A 19,111-nucleotide genomic window follows, 5' to 3' on the forward strand; every position below is an offset into this window, starting at 1 on the left:
TTGGTCGATCCGCCTCCGCGGCTCAAGCACCGACGGGAAGAACGAGCCCTGGCGGAGCTTGGGGACCGCCAGCTCGACGGTGCCTGCCTTGGTCATCAGCTCCCGCGGTCGGACACCGTTTCGTTCGGTCACCCGGTCCGGCGTGCGTTCGTAGCGGGCGGCGCCGATCACGGCCGTGGCTTCGGCCTCGATCAGCTCTTGGAGCACGAGCCGGACCGACTCGCGCACTAGGTCAACGCCGTCACCGGCACGGAATGCGTCCAACAACTCGGACACGGCAGAATCAGACAGGGCCATCGGTGAGATCTCCTTCGATGCGTGCTTGGCCGTACACACCGAAGAATCACGCCGATGGCCCGCCTCTCAGCTCAGGCCACGCCGATCCCCGAAACTCCACCACTCCCCGGGACTCTCACGCTTCGAACAAGGGGAAGAGCGAGAATCGGCCACAAGTCTCTTGTCAGAGAGCTAGCCGTGTGGGTGGAGCTAAGGGGATTCGAACCCCTGACCTTCTCATTGCGAACGAGACGCGCTACCAACTGCGCCATAGCCCCAGGTGCTCTGTGAGCAGAGTCGACTGTAGCAAAACCGCGCGGAGTCTTCACATCGGCGCCGACTCCGGCGTCCGCCTGCAGGCGTCTCAGCCGGCGGTGGCGTCGTGCACCTCGCCGATCAACTCCTCCACGACGTCCTCGAGGAACAGCACGCCGGTGGTGGCGCCGTCCGGGCCGGTCACCCGCGCGATGTGCGCACCGCCGGTCCTGACCTCGGGCAGGGCGTCCTCGAGCTCGGCGGTCCGGGCGACAGCGGGCAACGCGCGGATGCGGTTGTCGGGCACCGGCTGGTCGAGCTCTGCGGGCTCGGTGAGGTCGAGCACGTCCTTCAGGTGCAGGTAGCCGGTGAGCGCGCCGTCCGCGGCCCGCATCGGGTAGCGGGAGAAGCCGTGCACGGCCACCGACTCCTGCAGCTGCCGCGGGGTGACATCGGCGGACACCGTGATCAGGGCGTCCAGCGGCACCTCCACGTCGGACACGGACTTCTCGGTGAACTCGAACACCGCCGACAGCGTGCCGCTGGCGTCGACGAGGGTGCCCTCACGTTCGGACTGCTCGACGATCGTGGCCACCTGATCGATGGTGTAGGCGCTGGCCGCCTCGTCCTTGGGCTCGACCCGGAACAGGTGCAGGACGCTGTTGGAGATCCAGTTCAGCGTCCGGATCACCGGCCCACCACCCTGGCCACGAACACCAGCGGAGGCACCAACACGAGTGCGGCCCGGTCGGGGATGGAGAAGGCGATGTTCTTCGGCACCATCTCGCCGAACACGACGTGCAGGAAAGTCACCAGGACCAGCGCGACCACGAACGCCGTCCCCGCGACCAGCTCGGGAGTGAGCCCGGTCAACGCCAACGGGTGCTCCAGCAGGTGATGGATGGCCGGCTCGGACACGTTGAGGATGACCAGGGAACACACGGTGATGCCCAGCTGGCTGGTGGCGAGCATCAACGTGGCGTGTTCCATCGCCCACAGCGTCGTCTTCGCGGCCCCGCTACCGGCCGCCGCCTTGGGCTCGATCTGTGAGCGGCGCGCCGAGATGACGGCGAACTCGGCCCCGACGAAGAACGCGTTGACACCCAGCAGGACGACCAGCCAGATCAGGCCAGGCAGGTACTCGTTCATGCGTCCGCCTCCCGCTCGAACTCGTCCATGATCCGCTCCCTGGCGCCCCGAAGGCCGGGTCGGTCTCGGGATCGTCGGGCAGGTAGCGCAACCGGGTGATCCGCGGCCCGGCCAGCCGCTCGACGCGCAGCGTGCCGCGCTCCAGCCGGACCTCCTCGCCGGCCGTGGGGATGTGCTCCAACTCGTCGAGGACGAAGCCCGCCGCCGTGTCGTAGTGCTCCCCCTCGGGGACCCGGACGCCCGACCGTTCCCAGAGCTCGTCGGGACGGATGCCGCCACTGATCAGGATCGAGTCAGCGTGCCTGACGATCTCGTGCCGGCGCAGGTCGTGCTCGTCGTGCACCTCGCCGAGCAGCTCCTCGACCAGATCCTCCAGCGTGACCACCCCGGCGGTGCCGCCGTGCTCGTCGACCACGATCGCGATCTGGTACCCGCGGCCGCGCAGGGTGCCGAGCAGCGAATCGACCCCGGCGCTCTCGGGCACCAGCACCGGAGGCACCATCAACTCGGTCACCGCGACGTCGCCGCGGCGTCCGACCGGGACGCCATAGGCCGCCTTCACGTGCACCACGCCGGCGATGTGGTCGATGTCGTCGCCGAGAATCGGGAAGCGCGAATGGCCGGTGGCCGCCGCGGTGGCGACCACGTCGTCAGCGGACGCCGTCGACGGCAACGTGACCGCCCGCACGCGCGGCGTCATCACCTCGTCGGCGCTGTGGCCGGCGAACAACAGGGTGCGGTGCAGCATGGCGGCGTCGTCACTGTCCAGCGAGCCCTCGGTCGCCGAGCGCCGGACCAGGAAGCTCAGCTCCTCGGCGCTGCGGGCGCCGTACAGTTCCTCCTTCGGCTCGATGCCCATCGCCCGGATCAGCCGGTTGGCGGTGCCGTTGAGCAGCGCCACCGCAGGCTTGAAGACGAACGTGAAGGCCGCCTGGAACGGCACCACCAGCTTCGCGGTGGCCAGCGGTACGGCCAGCGCGAAGTTCTTCGGCACCAGCTCGCCCAGGATCATCGAGAACAGGGTGGCCAGCGCGATGGCGGTGACGGCGCCCACCGTGGGAACCAACGTCTCGGGCAGGCCCATGCCGAGCAGCGGGCCGCGCAGCAGCGAACTGATCGCGGGTTCGAAGGTGTACCCGGCCAGCAGCGTGGTGAGGGTGATGCCCAACTGGGCGCTGGAGAGATGCGTCGACGTGATATTGAGGGCGTTGATGGTGGTGGTCAGGCGCTTCTCACCGCGCGCCCGGCGCTGCTCCAGATCGGCCCGGTCGAGATTGACCAGGGCGAACTCGGAGGCCACGAACAGGCCCGTGCCGATGGTCAGCACGATGCCGGCCAGGATGCCCCACACTTCCGAGCTCATCGCTCACCCTGCACGCCGTCACGAGCCGGCGTCCGCCGCAGGGTGAGCCGCGGACTGTGCCCTGATGAGGATTCCACCACGTCAGCGTAGCCAGCCGTTCATGGGCCTCCAACCACCCGGAGAAGCCTCATCGAGTGAAGGGGACGGTGCGGGCCAGTGCGGTGCCCACCACTTCCAGATCCGGTTGCGTGGCGATCAGCGAGCGCAGCCCCTCACGAATCAGGTAGCTGTCCTCGGCGGCGACGATCCGCATCCCCTGATGCTACCGGCGTCACCCGGACGGCAGGGGAGACGATGCCGCCACCGCCGCGTCGGCGTCCGCCATCACCAGTTCGGCGTTCAGGTGGGCGCCGGCCAGTGCCCCGGTGGCGGCGGACGCCCCCACCTGCGCCGTCGGATCGGTGACATTCCCGGCCACCCGGACGCCGGGAACCGTGGTGGTGCCCGCCAGTTGCGACGGCACGTGCCGGCCCATTCCGGCCGGAAGGTCGGCCACCGGCAGGCCCAGCGCGGCCAGCCCTTCCAGCCGCGGCTCGAGCCTGCTGGCCACCGCCAGCGCCGTGCGCGCCACGTGGCTGCCGTCGACCAGCCGGACGCCGGCGAGGCCACCACCGGCGCCGGTCACGACTTCGGCCACCGGGGTGTCGACCACCTCGATGGCCAGCGCAGCGAAGCGCTTGCGGGTGGCCTCGTCCAGCTCGAGGCCGCCGGCGAAGAAGACCAGGTCATCGGTCAGCTGCCGGAACAGCAACGCCTGGTGCACCGCCATCGGACTCGTCGCCAGGACGCCGATCGGCTGGTCGCGCACCTCCCAGCCGTGGCAGTACGGACAGTGCACCACAGCACCGCCCCAATGCCGGGCCAGCCCGGGGACGTCCGGCAGCAGGTCGGTGACGCCGGTGGCGATCAGCAGCCGCCGGGCGACGACGCTCCGGCCGTCCTCCAGCTCGACCGCGAAGCGCGGGTCGCCACCATCGCCCGGCTCGACCGCCTGCGCCGACCGCACCACGCCGTCCACCAGGCCACCGCCGTAGCTGCGCACCTCGGCGCGGCCCGTTCGATACAGCGCTGCCGGGGCGGTGCCGTCCAGTGCCAGCAGCCCGTGCACGCCGGCGGCGGGGGCGTTGCGCGGCGTCCCGCTGTCGATCACGACCACGCGGCGGCGCGACCGGGCCAGCATCAGCGCCCCGTTCAGGCCGGCGGCGCCCCCTCCGATCACCACCACGTCGGCGGTTTCGGGCAGGACGTCGGTGGTGTCGGCAGACGCCTGTTCGTCGTTGTTCATCGGTGCTCCCTTCCGCGCCGACGCTAGGCGATGGTTGCCTAGAGCGCATACCCTCTTGCGTATGAAGCAAGACGAGGGCGATCTGGAAAGCCTGGTGCGCAAGCGCCTGCGTGGGCTGCGGCTGTCCCGAGGGCTATCGCTGGACCAACTCGCCGACCGGGCGAAGCTGAGCCAGTCGACGCTGTCGCGGATCGAGAACGGCGGACGCCGGCTCGCCCTCGACCAGCTGGTGGCGCTCGCCCGCGCCCTGGACACCACCGTCGACCAGCTGGTCGAAAGCCATGTCGACGACGTGGTCAACATGCCGACCATCGACAGCGCACACGGCCTGCTGCGGTGGACGCTGCGCTCGCAGCCCAACCTGTTCGTGGTGCGGCAGCGACTCACCGCGCCGCCGCCGGCCAACCCCGACCGGATGCACGCCCACCCGGGACGTGAATGGTTGGTGGTGCTGTCCGGTACCGTCACCCTGCTGCTCGGGCAGCGGCGCTACCGACTCGAACCCAACCAGGCCGCTGAGTTTCCGACCATGCTGCCGCACGCGGTCGGCGCCGAGGAGGGTCCGGCCGAACTGCTCGGCATCTTCGACACAGACGCGCGCCGCGATCACCAGCGGGGCGCCTGAGCGACGTCAGGATCGGTCACATCGTCAGCGCGATCTTCTGGCAGGCGGCCAGCAACAGGAACAGCACGAGGGCGGCGGCGAAGAGCAGCGCGAACACCGAGCCGGACGGCCGACCGTCCAGCGCGTCGGCGAACCGGCCGGCGTTCGCCCACAGGATGACGCCGCCCAGCACCGCTCCGAAGACGGCGACGGCCACGGACCTCACGTGGAGAACGTCAGCTCGGGGCGTCCGTCCCGGGCGAACTGGGCGACATAGGGATGCTGGGGGCCCTGATCGAGGGTCGACATGGGGGCGAGACTAACGAAGGCAGGGTGCGCCGCCGCGACGTCACCACCCCAGGCCGGCCAGCCAGTCGTCGACCTCGGACGCCTGGGCGTGGGTCAGCCCGCGCAACTCGTCCACCCGGACGGTCAGGGACGGGATCTTCCGCCCCGCGAATCGCAGGTCGAGGGCGTCCGCACCCGTGAGGTGCCACGGCTGGTCGTCGATGACCGCGATCGGACGCCGCCGGTAGTGCTCCTTCAACCCTCGGACCTTCCACTCGATCGTCTGGTCGGACGCCCGGTCGTCGGTGCCCTCCTGGCCCCACTCCAACCGCGGGATGCCGAGCGCCGGTGAGAGCCAGGTGTTGGCGGCCTCGGCCCACGTGGTGGACCACACCACCTGGACGCCGCGGGCCAGCAGCCCGTTCACCCAGTCGCCGATCCACGGCAGCAGCAACACCTCGAAGTCCGCCGTGTCGGGGACGCCGTCGGGCCCGCCGAACACCATCGGCCAGGACGCGTGGAACGGGTTCGCCGGCCACTGGGCCCGGTTCACCGTCAGCGTCACCGAGGTCGCGGCGTCCAGCTCGGCGAGGGCGTCGGCGCCGTGCAGCCGGGTGAAATCGGCACGCCACCCGTCCCGGTCGAACCAGCGGGCAACCCGCGAACCCGGGCCGATGTGGGCGGGCATCGGCGGCGCCTCGTGCAGCGGCGGATCGCCGACCAGCCAGCGCGGCACCGCCGGGCGGCACACGCCGTCGATGTCGAGACCGACCACTGGCCGAGCCGTCCGAGCCATGCCCAGCAGGCTAAACCACCCCCACGACGGCAGCGACGACGCGCGTCGATGCCTAGAGTCGGAGGGAGCGAGAACGAGGGTTCTCGGCGAAGGAGTACGCACACGATGAGCACCATCACCGTCGGCACCGAGAACAGCGTCTCGGTGGAACTCGCCTACACCGACCACGGCGCCGGCCAGCCGGTCGTGCTGATCCACGGCTACCCGCTCAACGGTGCCAGTTGGGAGCGGCAGGAGCGCGTCCTGATCGAGGCCGGGTACCGGGTCATCACCTACGACCGCCGCGGCTTCGGCGACTCGACCAAGGTGCACAGCGGCTACGACTACGACACGTTCGCCGACGACCTGGACGCCGTGCTGACCGCCCTCGACCTGTCCGACGTGATCCTGGTCGGCTTCTCGATGGGAACCGGTGAGCTGGCCCGCTACGTCAGCCGGCACGGCCACGACCGGGTCGCCAAGCTGGCCTTCCTGGCCTCGCTCGAGCCCTACCTGGTGCAGGCCGACGACAACCCGACCGGAGTGCCGCAGCAGGTGTTCGACGACATCGCCGCCACGGCCAGGCAGGACCGGTTCGCCTGGTTCACGCAGTTCTACACGAACTTCTACAACCTCGACGAGAACCTCGGCAGCCGGATCAGCCAGGAGGTGGTGACCGCCAACTGGAACACCGCGGTGACCTCGGCGCCGGTCGCGGCCTACGCGGTCGTCCCGACCTGGATCGAGGACTTCCGTGACGACGTCGCCGCGGTTCGCGCGTCCGGCAAGCCGGCGCTGATCCTGCACGGCACGGCCGACAACATCCTGCCGATCGATTCGACGGGGCGTCCGTTCCACGAGGCCCTGCCCGAAGCGACGTACGTGGAGGTCGACGGCGCCCCGCACGGCCTGCTGTGGACCCACGCCGACGAGGTCAACGAGGCACTGCTGGCGTTCGTGAAGGGCTGACCCGCAGGGCTGTGGTCGACGTCGGAGGAGTGTGGGGGCCGTGTCCGGTCCACATCCTGCCGGTGGTTCAACGGCCGTAGCGGTAGGGGCTGTGCCAGGGCCAGTCGGCACGCAGCCAGGCGGCGACGGCGTCCGCAAGGGGGGTGTCGAGGCCGGCGTGGCTGGCCCGAACCCACGACTGCACCTCGACGTCGTGGTCGGGCTGCCTGGTCGGGTAGATGTACACGCAGCCGATCACGTCGCCGTCGGAGGGGTCGAGCACGGTGAACGTGAAGCCCCGCCGGGCGGTGAAGTCGGCGGCGTGCCGGATCAGGTCGGCCAGGTTCCGCTCGGGTGTCATGCCCTCGGGGGGCGGCCAGCTACCGTCCGGGTAGCCCTTGGTGGCGCGGATGTGGTCGATGCTGGACGACCACGCAGCCAGGTCTGCGTCGTTGTGGTGCGGTCCGAGCGGCTCCAGCCGGAAGTCAGTGGTGACCAGCGCCGTGGGTGGCTCGAACCCGTCCGGAACGAAGGGGGCGGCCATCACCGCACACCCTAGCAACCTCTGATCGCCCCCCGGCGCCGGCTCAGTGGGTTCAGTGGGTTCAGTGGTGGATGGCCTCGGCGATCGGCACCTGGCCGTTGCCGAACCTGATGGTGCGGGCGATGGTCGAGTCGTCGGCCAGGACGGCCGCGATGACGGCCGCCACGTCACCGCGGGACACCCGCCCCTCGCCGGGGTCGGCGACCTCGATCAGGCCGGTCGGCTCGTCCAGGGTGAGCGGACCAGGCCCCAGGATCGTCCATTCCAGGGCGCGGCCCCGCAACTCCTGGTCGGCCTCGGCTTTTGCCTCGGCGTAGGCGAAGAACGAGTTGTCCGGCGGGACGCCGTGGCCGGGACCGGCGCCCAGATATGACACCATCACGTAGCGGGGGACACCGGCCTCCTCGGCCGCCAGCATCGAACGGATGGCGGCGTCGCGGTCGACGGCGAAGGTGCGCGCCGGGTTGCCGCCGCCGGCACCCGCCGACCACACCACGGCGTCCTGGCCGCGCAGCACCTCGGTGAGCGCCGCGAGGTCGAGGTGCTCGACGTCGGCGACCACCGGCTGGGCCCCGGCGGCCCGCACCTCGTCGATGTGCGCGGGGTTGCGGATGACGCTGGTGACTTCGTCACCGCGCCCGGCGAGTAGCGGGGCGAGCCGCAGCGCGACCTTGCCGTGGCCCCCGATGATCACAACGCGTGCCATGGGTACCTCTCCTGTCGGTTGGTTCCGACCCTAGCCCGAGACGGCCGGTGGAGGTTGATCCACATCGGGCACCGACTTCGGTGCCCGATGTGGATCAACCCTCGGGCGGTCAAACCAGACGGTCCGGGTTCAGGTCGAGCCGGCGAAGCAGCTGCGCATTCAGGGCCACCACCACGGTCGAGGCGGACATCAGCAGCGCGCCCACGCTCATCGGCAGGACGAACCCGATCGGCGCCAGCACGCCGGCGGCCAGGGGCACCGACAGCAGGTTGTAGCCCGCCGCCCACCACAGGTTCTGGGTCATCTTCCGGTAGGTCGCCTTCGAGAGCTCGATCACCGACAGCACCGAGCGGGGATCGTCGGAGGCAAGGATCACCCCGGCAGACCCGATCGCCACGTCGGTGCCCGCACCGATCGCGATGCCGACATCGGCCTGCGCCAACGCCGGGGCGTCGTTGACGCCGTCACCGACCATGGCGACCCGGCGCCCCTCGTGCTGCAACTCGGCGACCTTCGCCGCCTTGTCCTGGGGCCTCACGCCTGCGAACACCCGGTCGATGCCGAGCTCGCCGGCGACCGTGTCGGCGACCGCCCGGGCGTCGCCGGTGATCATCACGACGGCGACGCCGGCGCGATGCAGCGCCTCGACCGTCGCCTTCGACTCGGGTCGGACGTCGTCGGTGAGCCGCAGCGCCCCGATCACGGCGCCGTCGGCCACCACGTGCAGGATGATCGCGCCCTCGTCGCGCCACTGCTGTGCGACCGGCAACTCGGCCAGGTCGTACTGCTCGAGCAGGTTGGGCCCGCCGACCTCGACGGTGGCGTCCCCGACCCGGGCGCGCACCCCGACCGCCGGCGACGACGAGAAGTCGGACGCCGCCGGCACGTCGAGCTTCCGCCCGGTGGCAGCCGCGACGATCGCCCTTGCCAGCGGGTGCTCGCTGTCCGATTCGGCGGCCGCCGCCAGCGCCAGCAGCCGCTCGGCGTCGGCGCCCTGGGCGGGTTCGACGGCCGTCACGGTGGGCTCACCCCGGGTCAGCGTGCCGGTCTTGTCGAACAGCACCGCGTCGACGGTGCGCATCGACTCCAGCGCCAACCGGTCCTTGATCAGGACGCCGGCGCGGGCCGCGCGTTCGCCGGCGATGGCCACCACCAGCGGGATCGCCAGCCCCAGGGCGTGCGGGCAGGCGATGACGAGCACGGTGATGGCCCGCACCACGGCGTTGTCCGGCGAGCCCAGCAGGGTCCACACCACCGCGGTGATCACGGCGGACCCGAGCGCGAACCAGAACAGCCAGCCGGCCGCAGTGTCGGCCAGCCGCTGGGCCCGTGACGTCGAGTTCTGCGCGTCGGCGACCAGCTTGCGGATGCCGGCCAGGGTGGTGTCGTCACCGATGGCGGTCACCTCGACCCGCAACCCCGAATCGGTGGCGATGGTCCCGGCCACCACCTCCTCGCCCTTCTCGCGGCGCACGGTGCGGGATTCGCCGGTGACCATCGACTCGTCCATCGCCGCGCCACCGTCGACGATCCTGCCGTCGGCGGGCACCGACGACCCGGGGCGCACCACCACGACGTCGCCCACGGCCAGGTCGGTGGGCGAGACGGTCACCACCTCATCGCCCTGCACCTTCTCGGCCTCGTCGGGCAGCAGGGCCGCCAGCGAATCGAGCGCCGAGGTGGTCCGGGCCAGCGAGCGCATCTCGATCCAGTGACCCAGCAGCATGATGACCACCAGCAGCGCCAGCTCCCACCAGAAACTGAGCTGTTGATCCAGCAGCCCGAGCGTGGAACCCCACGAGGCGAGGAACGCGACGGTGATCGCCAGCGCGATCAGCAGCATCATGCCGGGCTTGCGGGACGCCACCTCGTCGCGCGCGCCGGTCAGGAACGGCCGGCCTCCCCAGAAGTAGACGATCGTGCCCAGCACGGGGGAGACCCAGCGCACCCACCCGGCCCCGGGCAGGTGGTAACCCAACAGGTGGGCGAACATGGCGTCGAAGATCACCACCGGGACGGCGAGCGCCAGCATGATCCAGAACAACCGGCGGAACTGGGTGACGTGGTCGCCGTGACCGCCGTGGCCCATGTGGCCGTGGTCCGTGGCGCCCATGTCGCCGTGGCCCATGTGCCCCGCGTCACCGTGATCCAAGTGGCCAATGGCGCTGTGGTCCATGTTGCCGCCGTGGTCCAGCTGACTCATGGCACCGTGCTCGTGGGCCTCGGCGCTCTCGTGGCCGCCATGGTGGGACTGGGGGCGATTCGTGCCGGGTTTTAGGTTCTGCACCCCTCCGACTATACCCCTGGGGGGTATATGCACAAGTGCGGGGTGGGCGCCGATCGCCGGGGAGGGGAATAGCGGGGCGGCTGCGCTGTTGGTGACGGCATGACAACAATTGGCATCATCGGTGCGGGCAACATCGGCTCGCAGGTCGCCCGGGCCGCGGCGGGCCTCGGCTACGACGTCGTCATCGCGAACTCGCGAACTCCGGAGACCCTGGCCGAGCTGATCGCGGAGCTGGGCCCGAACGCGCGGGCCGCCACGGCGTCCGAGGCTGGCCAGGCGGCCGACATCGCGGTGGTCACGGTGCCGCTGAAGGCGTACCGGGAGATTCCGGTCGAGCCGCTGGCGGGCAAGATCGTGCTCGACACCAACAACTACTACTGGGAGCGCGACGGCCACATCGAGGCCCTCGACAACGGCGAGACCACCACCAGCGAATTGCTGCAGGAGCACCTGCCGACCTCGAAGGTGGTGAAGGCGTTCAACCACATCATGGCCAAGGACATCACCACCGACGGGTTCCCGGCCGGTGATCCGCAACGGCGGGCGCTGGCCACCGCCAGCGACCACCCGGAGGCGACCGAGTTCGTGGCCCGGCTGTACGACCAGCTCGGCTTCGACACCGTCGACATCGGTCCGCTCAGCGAGTCGTGGCGGGTCGAACGCGACCGTCCCGCCTATGTGGTGCGGCAGAACGCCCAGGAACTGCGCGAGAACCTGGCGAAGGCGCCCCGCACCATCTGATCGGCCGGGGCCCGTCGAAGACGGTGTGAGTCTGAGCATTGAACTCCATGTCCAGACTCGCACCGTCTTTGGATGCTCGGCCGGTTCAGCCCGGGCACCCGGCCTGGACTGCGTCGACGACCGCCCACTCGGCGCGGGTGATCGTGAGCCGGTAGCTGCGGGCGACGTCCAGGAACCGAGTGGTCAGCAGGCAGCGGCCCGCCTCGGCCTCGGGCAGCCAGGACGCCGGGGTCCGGCCACCCTTGGACTGGTTGGCCGGCGCTGTGGTGACGACCAGGTTGTCCGGGTCGTTGGCGAAGTCGCGCCGCTCGTCGAGGGTCCAGGTCGACGCGCCGCGCTGCCAGGCGACCGCGAGCGGGAACACGTGGTCGATCTGCACCAGGCGGGCCTGCGACTTCTCGAAGTGGATGCGTTGCCCGGTGTAGGGGTCGAGGAAGTCGCCCGACAACACCACGCAGCCCCGGGTGTTCGCCCGGTGGGTGCGGTTGGTGAGGGTCTCGTTGAGCAGGTCGTTACGGGTGTCGCAGCCGTTGTGGCCGAGCCGCACGGTGACGTCGTCGCTCCATGCCGGGCCGAACACGCACCCCTGGCCGGGGCTGCAGCCGCGCTCGTAGCCGGGCACGAACGCCGGTTCGGTGTCGACCACGATCACCTCGGCCGGCGGGGTGGCCACCCGCGGCCACACCGTCAGCGCGACGACCAGGGCGAGGGCGACGGCGAGCACCGATAGCAGCCGCTTCACCCGCGTCCGCGTCGCCATGGGCCCACGCTAGGGCCCGGGAGCGACGGTTTCGGCACTCAACCGGCGACCGTGGCCACCGTGAGGCCCGGGTGGGCGGGTGGCCCGTCCATCGCCATCAGGGCGGCGCCGGCGTCGGCGAGGTCGATCACCTCACCGACGAGCTGCTGTGGTGCCAGGCGTCCCTCGGCGATCAGCCGCACCATCGCCGGGTACTCACGGGCGGGCATGCCGTGCGACCCGATCACCCGCAGCTAGGGGCCGACCACCAGCCCCCAGGGCAGGGCCGCGTCGGCCGCCGCGCCGACCATCAGCCCGACCTGCAGGTGCCGGCCCCGTCGCCGCAGGCTACGCACCGAGGCGGACGCCGTGGCGGCCGAGCCGAGCGCGTCGACCCCGACGTGGGCGCCGCCCCCGGTCGCCTCGACGACCGCCGTCGGATCGGACGTCGCCAGCGTCACCTCGGCACCCAGGGACGCGGCCCGCGACAGCGCCGCCGGGGCGGTGTCGACGGCCAGCACCCGTGCGCCCAGCGCCACCGCGATCTGCACGGTCGAGAGCCCAAGGCCGCCGCAGCCGAAGACCGCCACCCATTCACCGGCCCGCAGCGCGGCCTGGGCGGTCAGCGCGTGGAAGGCGGTGGCGTAGCGGCAGCCGAGCGAGGCGGCGGTGACGAAGTCGACGGCGTCCGGCAGCCGCACCAGGTTGAAGTCGGCGCGCGGGACGGCCACCTGCTCGGCGAACGAGCCGGGGTCGGTGAAGCCGGGCTGCCGCTGGTCGGGGCACACCTGCGCCCGGCCGGAGGTGCACCAGTCGCAGGCTCCGCAGCCCAGCACGAACGGCACCGTCACCCGATCGCCGACCGCGAACCCGCGCACCCGCGGACCCACCGCGGCGATCACCCCGGCGAACTCGTGCCCGGGAATCTGCGGCAGCGGCACCGGGTCGTGACCGCGCCACGCGTGCCAGTCCGACCGGCACACGCCGGTGGCCCGGACCGCGATCACCACGCCGTCGTCGGGACAGGCCGGCGCCGCCACCTCCACCAGTCGGACCGGGGCGCCGACCGCCTCGTAACGCTGCGCCCGCACCCTAGACCTCCGCGTAGGCGGGTTCGTCGTCGCCCGCGGCCGGTGACACCGGCAGTACACCCCCGGACGCCGGCCGCGGCCACACCGACCACACCACCGCCGCCAGCACGGCCAGGGCCACCCCGGCCAGCACTCCGACCGGCAGCCCGACCAGCACGTTCGCGCCGATGATCAGGTAGCTGAACAGGCCGATCGCGCCGTTGTAGGCGCCGTGCGCCATGGCCGGCGCGAGCACCGTCCCGGCCCGACGCCGGCTCCAGTCGAGCAGGAACGCCAGCGGCGTCGTCCACAGCACCATGACGAGGATGCCCCCGGCCCAGGCGGTGCCGTAGTTGTGCCCCAGCATGATGATCGGCGCGTGCCACAAGCCCCACAGCACACCGATCAGCAGGGTCGCCCGCACCCGCCCGAGCGGGGCGAGCAGGTCGGTGAGCACCCCTCGCCAGCCGTACTCCTCGCCGAAGGCGAACAGCCCGTTGATGGTCACGCCGGCGAGGATGCCCTGCACGACCCCGGCGCCTGCCAGGACGGCGATCGACGGCAGTGGGGTGCCGGCCAGGGCCGGTGCCAGTTCGATCATCCGGGCGTGCAGTTCGGCGTCCTCGCGCACCAGCCGGCCGGCCCCCGGCAGTGCCACCAGGCCTGCCAGCCAGCCGACGATCAATCCCACCAGCAGCACCGCCAGGGTGAGCAGCGTGGTCACCGCGGCACTTCGCAGGTAGGCCCGCCAGAACCGTCCCTTCAACGCACGCCATTCGACGCCGATCAGGTACCGCCGGCCCGCGACCCGCTCGGTGATCAGGCCCGCCACCAGCGGCAGCGGCATGTAGGCCAGCGCGGTCAGGGCCGCGGTGAGGGCGGGGGAGGCGTCGCCCGCCACCCGGCCGAGGGCCCAGATCAGGGCGGCGACCACAACGGCACCCCCGAAGGCGATCGCGTAGAACAGCCCCACCAGCCGCCAGTGGACGCCCGTGCTGCGGTTGTCGCTCATTGTTCTCCATCCGTCGGTTGCGAGCCTGCCGCACCGTTCGGGACGGAGCAAACGAGTTGCCGTCAGATACCCCCGGGGGTATAGTGCAGTCATGACTTCTTCACGGCAGGGCTCACGCAGGATCGTCATCGTCGGAGGGGTGGCGGGTGGCATGAGCTGCGCCGCCCGGGCCCGCCGGCTCGACGAGACCGCCGACATCGTCGTGCTCGAGCGGGGCGAGCACGTGTCGTTCGCGAACTGCGGCCTGCCCTATCACGTCGGTGGTGAGATCGCCGACGCCGGGCGACTGCTGGTGCAGACCCCCGAGTCGCTGCGCGCCGCCCTCGACCTCGACGTCCGGCCCGGGCACGAGGTGGTCGGCCTGGACGCCGCCGCGCGCACCGTCACGGTCGCCGTCCGCGGTGGGGACACCGAGGTGATCGGCTACGACGCGCTGGTCCTCTCCCCTGGGGCACGTGCCGTCCGGCCGCCGATCGCCGGCCTGGATTCACCGCGGGTGCGCACCCTGCGCACCGTTGGCGACGCCGTCAGCCTGCGCGCCCGGGTGGACGCCGGCGCCACGCGGGCGGTCGTCCTGGGGGCGGGCTTCATCGGGCTCGAGGCCGCCGAGGCGCTGGCGATGCGCGGGCTGCAGGTCACGCTGATCGAACTCGCCCCGCACGTGCTGCCGCCGTTGGAGCCGGAGCTCGCCCGACTGGTGAGTGCGGAGCTGACCAGGCTCGGCATCGTCGTGCGCACCGGGGTCGCGGCCAGTCAGGTCGTGCACGGCGAGGATTCAGACCTGGTCCGGCTGGCCGACGGCGGCGCGGTCGAGGCGGACCTGGTCGTGCTGTCGGCCGGCGTCCGGCCGGACACCGAGGTCTTCGAGGCCGCCGGCGTCGCCTGCCGCGACGGCGCCATCCTGGTCGATCCGCACGGCCGGACGTCGCTGCCGGCGGTGTGGGCGGTCGGCGACGCGGTCGCCACCGGCGATGCCGTGACCGGCGCGGTGCGTCCGGTCGCCCTGGCCGGACCGGCGAACCGGGCCGGCCGGCAGGTCGCGGACGACATCGTGCGACCGGGCTCGGCCAGGTCGATCCCGGCGCCGGTCGGCACCGCCATCGTCCGGGCCGGAGGGCTGACCGCGGCCCTCACCGGGGCCAACCGTGCCGGGCTGGAGGCGGCCGCGATCACGCACCACACCCTGCACCTGCACCCCAACCAGCACGCCGGCTACTTCCCCGGGGCGACCCAGGTGCACCTGGTCGTGCACGTCGGTGACGACGGACGCCTGCTCGGCGCCCAGGCGGTCGGCACCGACGGCGTCGACAAGCGGATCGATGTGCTCGCCACCGCGATCAGGGCCGGCCTGTCGGTGGCCGACCTGATCGACCTCGACCTCGCCTACGCGCCGCCGTACGGACAGGCCAAGGATGCGGTCAACCTGGCCGGCATGGTGGGTGAGAACGTGCTCAATGGCACGCTGCGGCTCTGGTACGGCGAGCAACTGGACGCCGTGCGCGCCGACGCGCTGGTGCTGGACGTCCGCAGCGTCGCAGAGTACGACTCGGGGCACCTGCCCGACTCCTTGAACGTGCCGCACACCGAACTGCGGCAGCGGCTCGCCGAGGTTCGCGATGCCGCGGCCGGCCGGCCCGTCCGGGTGCTGTGCGCCTCCGGGGTCCGCTCGGCGATCGCCCACCGGGTGCTGGCCCAGTCCGGCTTCGACTCGGCCTCGCTGTCGGGCGGCATGCTGACCCTGCGCGCCGTCCTCGGCGATCGGTGCGACGACCTGCTCGTCCGCACCGGGGAGTTCGTCCATGCGTGATCACGCTCGCACCGGCTCGGATTCGCCGGCCGGCACCCACTGAAGGAGGAACCATGCCCGAGCACAAGGTCGATGCCCAGCGGCGCATCCTGAACCGGTTGCGTCGAGCCCGCGGCCAGCTCGACGCGGTGATCGCCGCCGTCGAGGGCGGTGGTCGGTGCCGTGACGTCGTCACCCAACTGGCCGCCGTGTCCAGCGCCCTGGACCGGGCCGGCTTCACCATCATCGCCACGGCGATGAAGGACTGCATCGCCGACCCGGACGCCGCCGAACGCACCGACGACATCACCACCGAAGAGCTGGAGAAGCTCTTCCTCACCCTCGCCTGACCACCGGAACCACCAACGACAAGGAGCTTCATCATGTGTTACGCGGTCACCTGCAAACAGTGCGGCAAGACCACCTGGGCCGGCTGCGGCCAGCACGTCGACAGCGTCAAGCGCAGCGTCCCGGCCGCGCAGTGGTGCGGGCACGAGGCCTCGCGCGGGTCGCTGCTGGGCCGCCTGCTCGGCCGCTGACCCCCTGTCGGCGCGGGGCTGTCCGTCCACCGGTAACCGTCAGGGCTGCAGCCGGTAGCCGAGGCCGGGTTCGTTGATCAGGTGCCGGGGAGCCGCCGGGTCGGGTTCGATCGTGCGCCGGATCTGGTTGGCGAACACCCGCAGGTAGTGGTGCTCGCGGCTGTAGCCGGGCCCCCACACGGCCCGGAGCAGGTCCTCGTGCGACACCACCCGGCCCTCGTGCGCGGCCAGCTCGGCCAGCAGCCGCCACTCGGTGGGGGTCAGGTGGACGCCGACGCCGTCGCGTTCGGCACGGTGCGCGGCGAAGTCGAGCACCAGGCCGCCGCTGCGCAGGGTCGCCGGCGCCTCGGCCTCGGTGCTCGCCCGGCGCAACGCCGCCCGCACCCGGGCCATCAGCTCGTCCACGTTGAACGGCTTGCTGACGTAGTCGTCGGCCCCCTCGTCCAAGGCCTCCACCTTGTCGTCGGCCTGCTGCCGGGCCGACAGCACGATCACCGGCACGGTGGATCGTTGCCTGAGCCGGCGCAGCACCTCGACCCCGTCCAGATCGGGCAGGCCGAGGTCGGGGACGACCAGTTCCGGGTCGTCGGCCAGGAACGCGGCCAACGCCTGGGGTCCGGACTCGGCCAGCAGCACCTCGTGGCCACGGGCCCGCAGGTTGATCCGCAGCGTGCGCAGCAGCACGGCGTCGTCGTCCACGACCAGGATGCGGCTCATCGCGCGAACTCCTCGCCCTCGGCGGTGACCTCCTGGCCGGCTGCGGTCGGCAGGGCGATCACCACGGTCAGGCCGCCGCCAGGGGTGGGTTCGGCGAACACCCGTCCACCCATCGCCTGGGTCAACCCGCGGGCGATGTGGACGCCCTGGTCCGCTGCCTCTACCAGGTGGTCTGACCCCTTTCCGCTCGGCTGACCGTGTGCCGCTCGCTCAGCTGGGCGAGCGGCACCTGGTCAGGCGAGCGCCAGGGTTTGGTGCCGGGGCGTCGCGCGAGCTGAACGAGGGGCTGCGCCGACTCGTCTCTACTTGTTAGGCTCTGTATAGAGAAGTTGCCCCTGGCTGGGGCCTGCGATTCAACGATGAGTGGAGCCTTCCGATGACCCAGCGATCCTCGACCAGTCTGTCCGACGGACGCCGCCGCGCCCTCGAGGCCACCAGGGCCGGCTTCGACGCCGTGATCGTGGGCGCCGGCGTCAACGGACTCGGCATGGCCTGGGACGCCGCCCTGCGCGGACTGCGGGTGCTGGTCGTCGAGAAGGGCGACATCGGGTCGGGTACGTCGTCGTGGTCGTCGAAGATGATCCACGGCGGCCTGAAGTACCTCGAACAGTACGACGTGCCGTTGGTCCGCGAGTCGCTGCACGAGCGCGAATGGCTGCTGCGCGCCGCGCCGCATCTGGTGCGCGAACTGCGGTTCATCATTCCGTTCTACGGCCGCAACACGCACTCGAAGAATATGCTGCGGGTCGGCATGCTCGCCTACGACGTGCTCAGCTTCGACAAGTCGCTGCAGCACTTCCAGCTGCACGGCCGGGACGCCGCACTGCGCCGGGCGCCCGGGCTCGACCCGGCGGGCCTCGAGGGCGCCGCGGTGTTCTCCGACGGCCAGGCTGTGTACCCCGAACGCATCTCGGTCGAGATCGCGCTGGCCGCCGAGGCCGCCGGCGCCGTCATCCTCACCCACGCGCGCGCGACCGAGCTGGGCATGACCGGTGACCGGGTCACTTCGATCACGATCCACGACGAGCTCGACGGCGGCGACCACACGGTGCCGACGTCGGTGGTGATCAACGCCGCCGGCCCCTGGATCGACCAGGTGTTCGACAACGTCGACCTGCCGCGGATGAACGGCGGCACGAAGGGCACGCACCTGGTCGTCGACCCGTTCCCCGGCGCGCCCGCGGAGGCGTTCTACTACGAGGCGGTCACCGACAGCCGCCCGCTGCTGGTGATCCCGTGGAAGGGCCGCTACCTGCTAGGCAGCACCGACATCCGTTTCGAGGGCGACCTCGACACCGTCAGCGCCGGCCAGGACGAGTACGACTACATCATCGACGAGACCAACAAGGTGTTGCCGGGCGCCGGCCTCACCATGGCCGACGTCAAGTACGCCTACACCGGCGTCCGTCCGCTGCCCTACAAGGCCGATGGCGCGACCGGCGACATCACCCGGCGGCACGAGCTCCGCAGCCACGCCGCCGAGGGCCGCGACGGACTGTTCACCCTGATCGGCGGCAAGCTCACCACCTTCCGGCAGGTCGGCGAAGAGGTCGGCGACCTGCTCAGCAAGCGGTTCGGACGCCGCCGCAAGTCGGTGACCCGCAAGCTGCCGCTGCCCGGTGGCGGCCAGCCCGACCTGGCCGCTCTGCGCGCCGAGGTGGTGCACGTCGGCATCGACGAACGGCTGGCCCGGCGGCTCGTCGACCAGTACGGCACCCGCGCGGTGCCCCTGGCCGCACTGATCACCTCCTCGCAGGCCAACTCGCAGGTGCTCGACGAGGCGTTCGGGCTGACCCGCGGCGAGGTGGTCTGGGCGGTCACCAACGAGAACGCGCACCGGCTCTCCGACGTGGTCGCCCGGCGCGTGATGACCGGCGTCGAGGACGACCTCGGCCTGGGCAGCCTGGACGCCGTCGCCGCGGTGTGCGCCGAGCTGCTCGGCTGGGACGAGGCGCGCACGGCGTCCGAGATCGAACGGCACCATTCCTACATCACCCGTTTCCAGCCCCCCGGAAGGAACTGATCCC

At 71.4% G+C, this 19,111-nt stretch carries 23 protein-coding genes and 1 tRNA gene; 7 read left to right on the forward strand and 17 right to left on the reverse strand.

Annotated elements, in window-relative coordinates; genetic code table 11:
- The 7 genes from OIE40_RS15915 to OIE40_RS15945 all read right to left on the reverse strand — a co-directional run.
- Positions 1-297 (reverse strand): transposase (locus OIE40_RS15915; protein ID WP_264703873.1); only part of this gene is annotated, 297 nt, incomplete at its 3' end.
- Between the two features lie 184 nt (positions 298-481).
- Positions 482-554, reverse strand: a tRNA-Ala gene (locus OIE40_RS15920).
- An 86-nt stretch (positions 555-640) separates the two neighbouring features.
- On the reverse strand, positions 641-1,222 hold the full coding sequence (locus OIE40_RS15925) for a CNNM metal transporter family protein (RefSeq protein ID WP_264703874.1): 582 nt from the start codon (positions 1,220-1,222) through the stop codon (positions 641-643).
- Positions 1,219-1,668: a CNNM domain-containing protein gene (locus OIE40_RS15930; protein WP_264703973.1), complete on the reverse strand. Its 450-nt coding sequence runs from the start codon at positions 1,666-1,668 to the stop codon at positions 1,219-1,221. Before OIE40_RS15930 ends, OIE40_RS15925 begins: the two co-directional genes overlap by 4 nt.
- Entirely contained in the window at positions 1,550-3,043 is a 1,494-nt protein-coding gene (locus OIE40_RS15935) for a hemolysin family protein (protein WP_264703876.1), read from the reverse strand. The genes OIE40_RS15930 and OIE40_RS15935 overlap by 119 nt, the downstream gene beginning before the upstream one ends.
- A gap of 127 nt (positions 3,044-3,170) precedes the next feature.
- A complete protein-coding gene (locus tag OIE40_RS15940) occupies positions 3,171-3,296 on the reverse strand; it encodes a helix-turn-helix domain-containing protein (protein WP_264703878.1) in 126 nt (41 codons plus the stop codon).
- An 18-nt stretch (positions 3,297-3,314) separates the two neighbouring features.
- Positions 3,315-4,328, reverse strand: coding sequence for an NAD(P)/FAD-dependent oxidoreductase (locus OIE40_RS15945; protein WP_264703880.1), 1,014 nt, complete (start codon positions 4,326-4,328; stop codon positions 3,315-3,317).
- Between the two features lie 61 nt (positions 4,329-4,389).
- Between OIE40_RS15945 and OIE40_RS15950 the strand changes: the two genes are divergently transcribed.
- Positions 4,390-4,953: a helix-turn-helix domain-containing protein gene (locus OIE40_RS15950; RefSeq protein ID WP_264703882.1), complete on the forward strand. Its 564-nt coding sequence runs from the start codon at positions 4,390-4,392 to the stop codon at positions 4,951-4,953.
- Positions 4,954-4,969: 16 nt separating this feature from the next.
- Here the strand turns inward: OIE40_RS15950 and OIE40_RS15955 are convergent, their stop codons facing one another.
- Both OIE40_RS15955 and OIE40_RS15960 read right to left on the reverse strand, forming a co-directional pair.
- Positions 4,970-5,158 (reverse strand): hypothetical protein, encoded by a 189-nt coding sequence (locus OIE40_RS15955; protein WP_264703884.1) that lies wholly within the window; start codon positions 5,156-5,158, stop codon positions 4,970-4,972.
- Between the two features lie 123 nt (positions 5,159-5,281).
- Positions 5,282-6,016, reverse strand: coding sequence for a hypothetical protein (locus OIE40_RS15960; protein ID WP_264703886.1), 735 nt, complete (start codon positions 6,014-6,016; stop codon positions 5,282-5,284).
- Positions 6,017-6,121: 105 nt separating this feature from the next.
- Between OIE40_RS15960 and OIE40_RS15965 the strand changes: the two genes are divergently transcribed.
- Positions 6,122-6,964 (forward strand): alpha/beta fold hydrolase, encoded by an 843-nt coding sequence (locus tag OIE40_RS15965; RefSeq protein ID WP_264703888.1) that lies wholly within the window; start codon positions 6,122-6,124, stop codon positions 6,962-6,964.
- A 67-nt stretch (positions 6,965-7,031) separates the two neighbouring features.
- Here the strand turns inward: OIE40_RS15965 and OIE40_RS15970 are convergent, their stop codons facing one another.
- The 3 genes from OIE40_RS15970 to OIE40_RS15980 form a co-directional block, all read right to left on the reverse strand.
- Positions 7,032-7,487 (reverse strand): GNAT family N-acetyltransferase, encoded by a 456-nt coding sequence (locus OIE40_RS15970; protein ID WP_264703890.1) that lies wholly within the window; start codon positions 7,485-7,487, stop codon positions 7,032-7,034.
- A 61-nt stretch (positions 7,488-7,548) separates the two neighbouring features.
- On the reverse strand, positions 7,549-8,193 hold the full coding sequence (locus OIE40_RS15975) for an SDR family oxidoreductase (RefSeq protein ID WP_264703892.1): 645 nt from the start codon (positions 8,191-8,193) through the stop codon (positions 7,549-7,551).
- A 109-nt stretch (positions 8,194-8,302) separates the two neighbouring features.
- The gene (locus OIE40_RS15980; protein ID WP_264703895.1) at positions 8,303-10,396 is read right to left on the reverse strand and encodes a heavy metal translocating P-type ATPase; all 2,094 of its coding nucleotides are present in this window, start codon (positions 10,394-10,396) and stop codon (positions 8,303-8,305) included.
- A 183-nt stretch (positions 10,397-10,579) separates the two neighbouring features.
- Between OIE40_RS15980 and OIE40_RS15985 the strand changes: the two genes are divergently transcribed.
- Positions 10,580-11,221: an NADPH-dependent F420 reductase gene (locus OIE40_RS15985; RefSeq protein ID WP_264703897.1), complete on the forward strand. Its 642-nt coding sequence runs from the start codon at positions 10,580-10,582 to the stop codon at positions 11,219-11,221.
- Positions 11,222-11,306: 85 nt separating this feature from the next.
- Here the strand turns inward: OIE40_RS15985 and OIE40_RS15990 are convergent, their stop codons facing one another.
- The 4 genes from OIE40_RS15990 to OIE40_RS16005 are packed head-to-tail and all read right to left on the reverse strand — an operon-like array spanning position 11,307 to position 14,042.
- Positions 11,307-11,981, reverse strand: coding sequence for an HNH endonuclease family protein (locus OIE40_RS15990; protein ID WP_264703898.1), 675 nt, complete (start codon positions 11,979-11,981; stop codon positions 11,307-11,309).
- Between the two features lie 38 nt (positions 11,982-12,019).
- Positions 12,020-12,190 (reverse strand): hypothetical protein, encoded by a 171-nt coding sequence (locus OIE40_RS15995; protein WP_264703900.1) that lies wholly within the window; start codon positions 12,188-12,190, stop codon positions 12,020-12,022.
- A gap of 24 nt (positions 12,191-12,214) precedes the next feature.
- Positions 12,215-13,051 carry an alcohol dehydrogenase catalytic domain-containing protein gene (locus OIE40_RS16000; protein WP_264703902.1) on the reverse strand — a complete coding sequence of 279 codons (837 nt, stop codon included), beginning with the start codon at positions 13,049-13,051 and terminating at the stop codon, positions 12,215-12,217.
- Position 13,052: 1 nt separating this feature from the next.
- Entirely contained in the window at positions 13,053-14,042 is a 990-nt protein-coding gene (locus OIE40_RS16005) for a CPBP family intramembrane glutamic endopeptidase (RefSeq protein WP_264703904.1), read from the reverse strand.
- Between the two features lie 91 nt (positions 14,043-14,133).
- On the opposite strand from OIE40_RS16005, the gene OIE40_RS16010 reads away from it, so the two are divergent.
- The 3 genes from OIE40_RS16010 to OIE40_RS16020 are packed head-to-tail and all read left to right on the forward strand — an operon-like array spanning position 14,134 to position 16,367.
- Positions 14,134-15,849, forward strand: coding sequence for an FAD-dependent oxidoreductase (locus tag OIE40_RS16010; protein ID WP_264703906.1), 1,716 nt, complete (start codon positions 14,134-14,136; stop codon positions 15,847-15,849).
- 53 nt (positions 15,850-15,902) lie between these two features.
- Positions 15,903-16,178: a metal-sensitive transcriptional regulator gene (locus tag OIE40_RS16015; RefSeq protein ID WP_264703907.1), complete on the forward strand. Its 276-nt coding sequence runs from the start codon at positions 15,903-15,905 to the stop codon at positions 16,176-16,178.
- Positions 16,179-16,211: 33 nt separating this feature from the next.
- A complete protein-coding gene (locus tag OIE40_RS16020; protein WP_264703909.1) occupies positions 16,212-16,367 on the forward strand; it encodes a hypothetical protein in 156 nt (51 codons plus the stop codon).
- 39 nt (positions 16,368-16,406) lie between these two features.
- Here OIE40_RS16020 and OIE40_RS16025 read toward each other — a convergent pair whose 3' ends face one another.
- A complete protein-coding gene (locus OIE40_RS16025) occupies positions 16,407-17,084 on the reverse strand; it encodes a response regulator (RefSeq protein WP_264703911.1) in 678 nt (225 codons plus the stop codon).
- Positions 17,085-17,460: 376 nt separating this feature from the next.
- Here OIE40_RS16025 and OIE40_RS16030 point away from each other — a divergent pair, with 376 nt between their 5' ends.
- Positions 17,461-19,107 carry a glycerol-3-phosphate dehydrogenase/oxidase gene (locus OIE40_RS16030; protein WP_264703913.1) on the forward strand — a complete coding sequence of 549 codons (1,647 nt, stop codon included), beginning with the start codon at positions 17,461-17,463 and terminating at the stop codon, positions 19,105-19,107.
- Positions 19,108-19,111 lie beyond the last annotated feature (4 nt).

Origin of the sequence: Micropruina sonneratiae, from assembly GCF_025972045.1 — a bacterium.
In the GTDB taxonomy this organism is placed as follows: Bacteria; Actinomycetota; Actinomycetes; order Propionibacteriales; family Propionibacteriaceae; genus Micropruina; species Micropruina sonneratiae.

Excerpts from the sequence above, each read along its gene's own strand:
- OIE40_RS16010 (WP_264703906.1), top strand. The coding sequence starts at position 14,134 with ATGACTTCTTCACGGCAGGGCTCACGCAGGATCGTCATCGTCGGAGGG.
- OIE40_RS16030 (WP_264703913.1), top strand. The coding sequence starts at position 17,461 with ATGACCCAGCGATCCTCGACCAGTCTGTCCGACGGACGCCGCCGCGCC.
- OIE40_RS15945 (WP_264703880.1), bottom strand. The coding sequence starts at position 4,328 with ATGAACAACGACGAACAGGCGTCTGCCGACACCACCGACGTCCTGCCC.
- OIE40_RS16005 (WP_264703904.1), bottom strand. The coding sequence starts at position 14,042 with ATGAGCGACAACCGCAGCACGGGCGTCCACTGGCGGCTGGTGGGGCTG.
- OIE40_RS15975 (WP_264703892.1), bottom strand. The coding sequence starts at position 8,193 with ATGGCACGCGTTGTGATCATCGGGGGCCACGGCAAGGTCGCGCTGCGG.
- OIE40_RS16015 (WP_264703907.1), top strand. The coding sequence starts at position 15,903 with ATGCCCGAGCACAAGGTCGATGCCCAGCGGCGCATCCTGAACCGGTTG.
- OIE40_RS15935 (WP_264703876.1), bottom strand. The coding sequence starts at position 3,043 with ATGAGCTCGGAAGTGTGGGGCATCCTGGCCGGCATCGTGCTGACCATC.
- OIE40_RS15950 (WP_264703882.1), top strand. The coding sequence starts at position 4,390 with ATGAAGCAAGACGAGGGCGATCTGGAAAGCCTGGTGCGCAAGCGCCTG.
- OIE40_RS15990 (WP_264703898.1), bottom strand. The coding sequence starts at position 11,981 with ATGGCGACGCGGACGCGGGTGAAGCGGCTGCTATCGGTGCTCGCCGTC.
- OIE40_RS15970 (WP_264703890.1), bottom strand. The coding sequence starts at position 7,487 with ATGGCCGCCCCCTTCGTTCCGGACGGGTTCGAGCCACCCACGGCGCTG.
- OIE40_RS16025 (WP_264703911.1), bottom strand. The coding sequence starts at position 17,084 with ATGAGCCGCATCCTGGTCGTGGACGACGACGCCGTGCTGCTGCGCACG.
- OIE40_RS15960 (WP_264703886.1), bottom strand. The coding sequence starts at position 6,016 with ATGGCTCGGACGGCTCGGCCAGTGGTCGGTCTCGACATCGACGGCGTG.
- OIE40_RS15980 (WP_264703895.1), bottom strand. The coding sequence starts at position 10,396 with ATGAGTCAGCTGGACCACGGCGGCAACATGGACCACAGCGCCATTGGC.
- OIE40_RS16020 (WP_264703909.1), top strand. The coding sequence starts at position 16,212 with ATGTGTTACGCGGTCACCTGCAAACAGTGCGGCAAGACCACCTGGGCC.
- OIE40_RS15940 (WP_264703878.1), bottom strand. The coding sequence starts at position 3,296 with ATGCGGATCGTCGCCGCCGAGGACAGCTACCTGATTCGTGAGGGGCTG.
- OIE40_RS15985 (WP_264703897.1), top strand. The coding sequence starts at position 10,580 with ATGACAACAATTGGCATCATCGGTGCGGGCAACATCGGCTCGCAGGTC.
- OIE40_RS15995 (WP_264703900.1), bottom strand. The coding sequence starts at position 12,190 with ATGCCCGCCCGTGAGTACCCGGCGATGGTGCGGCTGATCGCCGAGGGA.
- OIE40_RS15965 (WP_264703888.1), top strand. The coding sequence starts at position 6,122 with ATGAGCACCATCACCGTCGGCACCGAGAACAGCGTCTCGGTGGAACTC.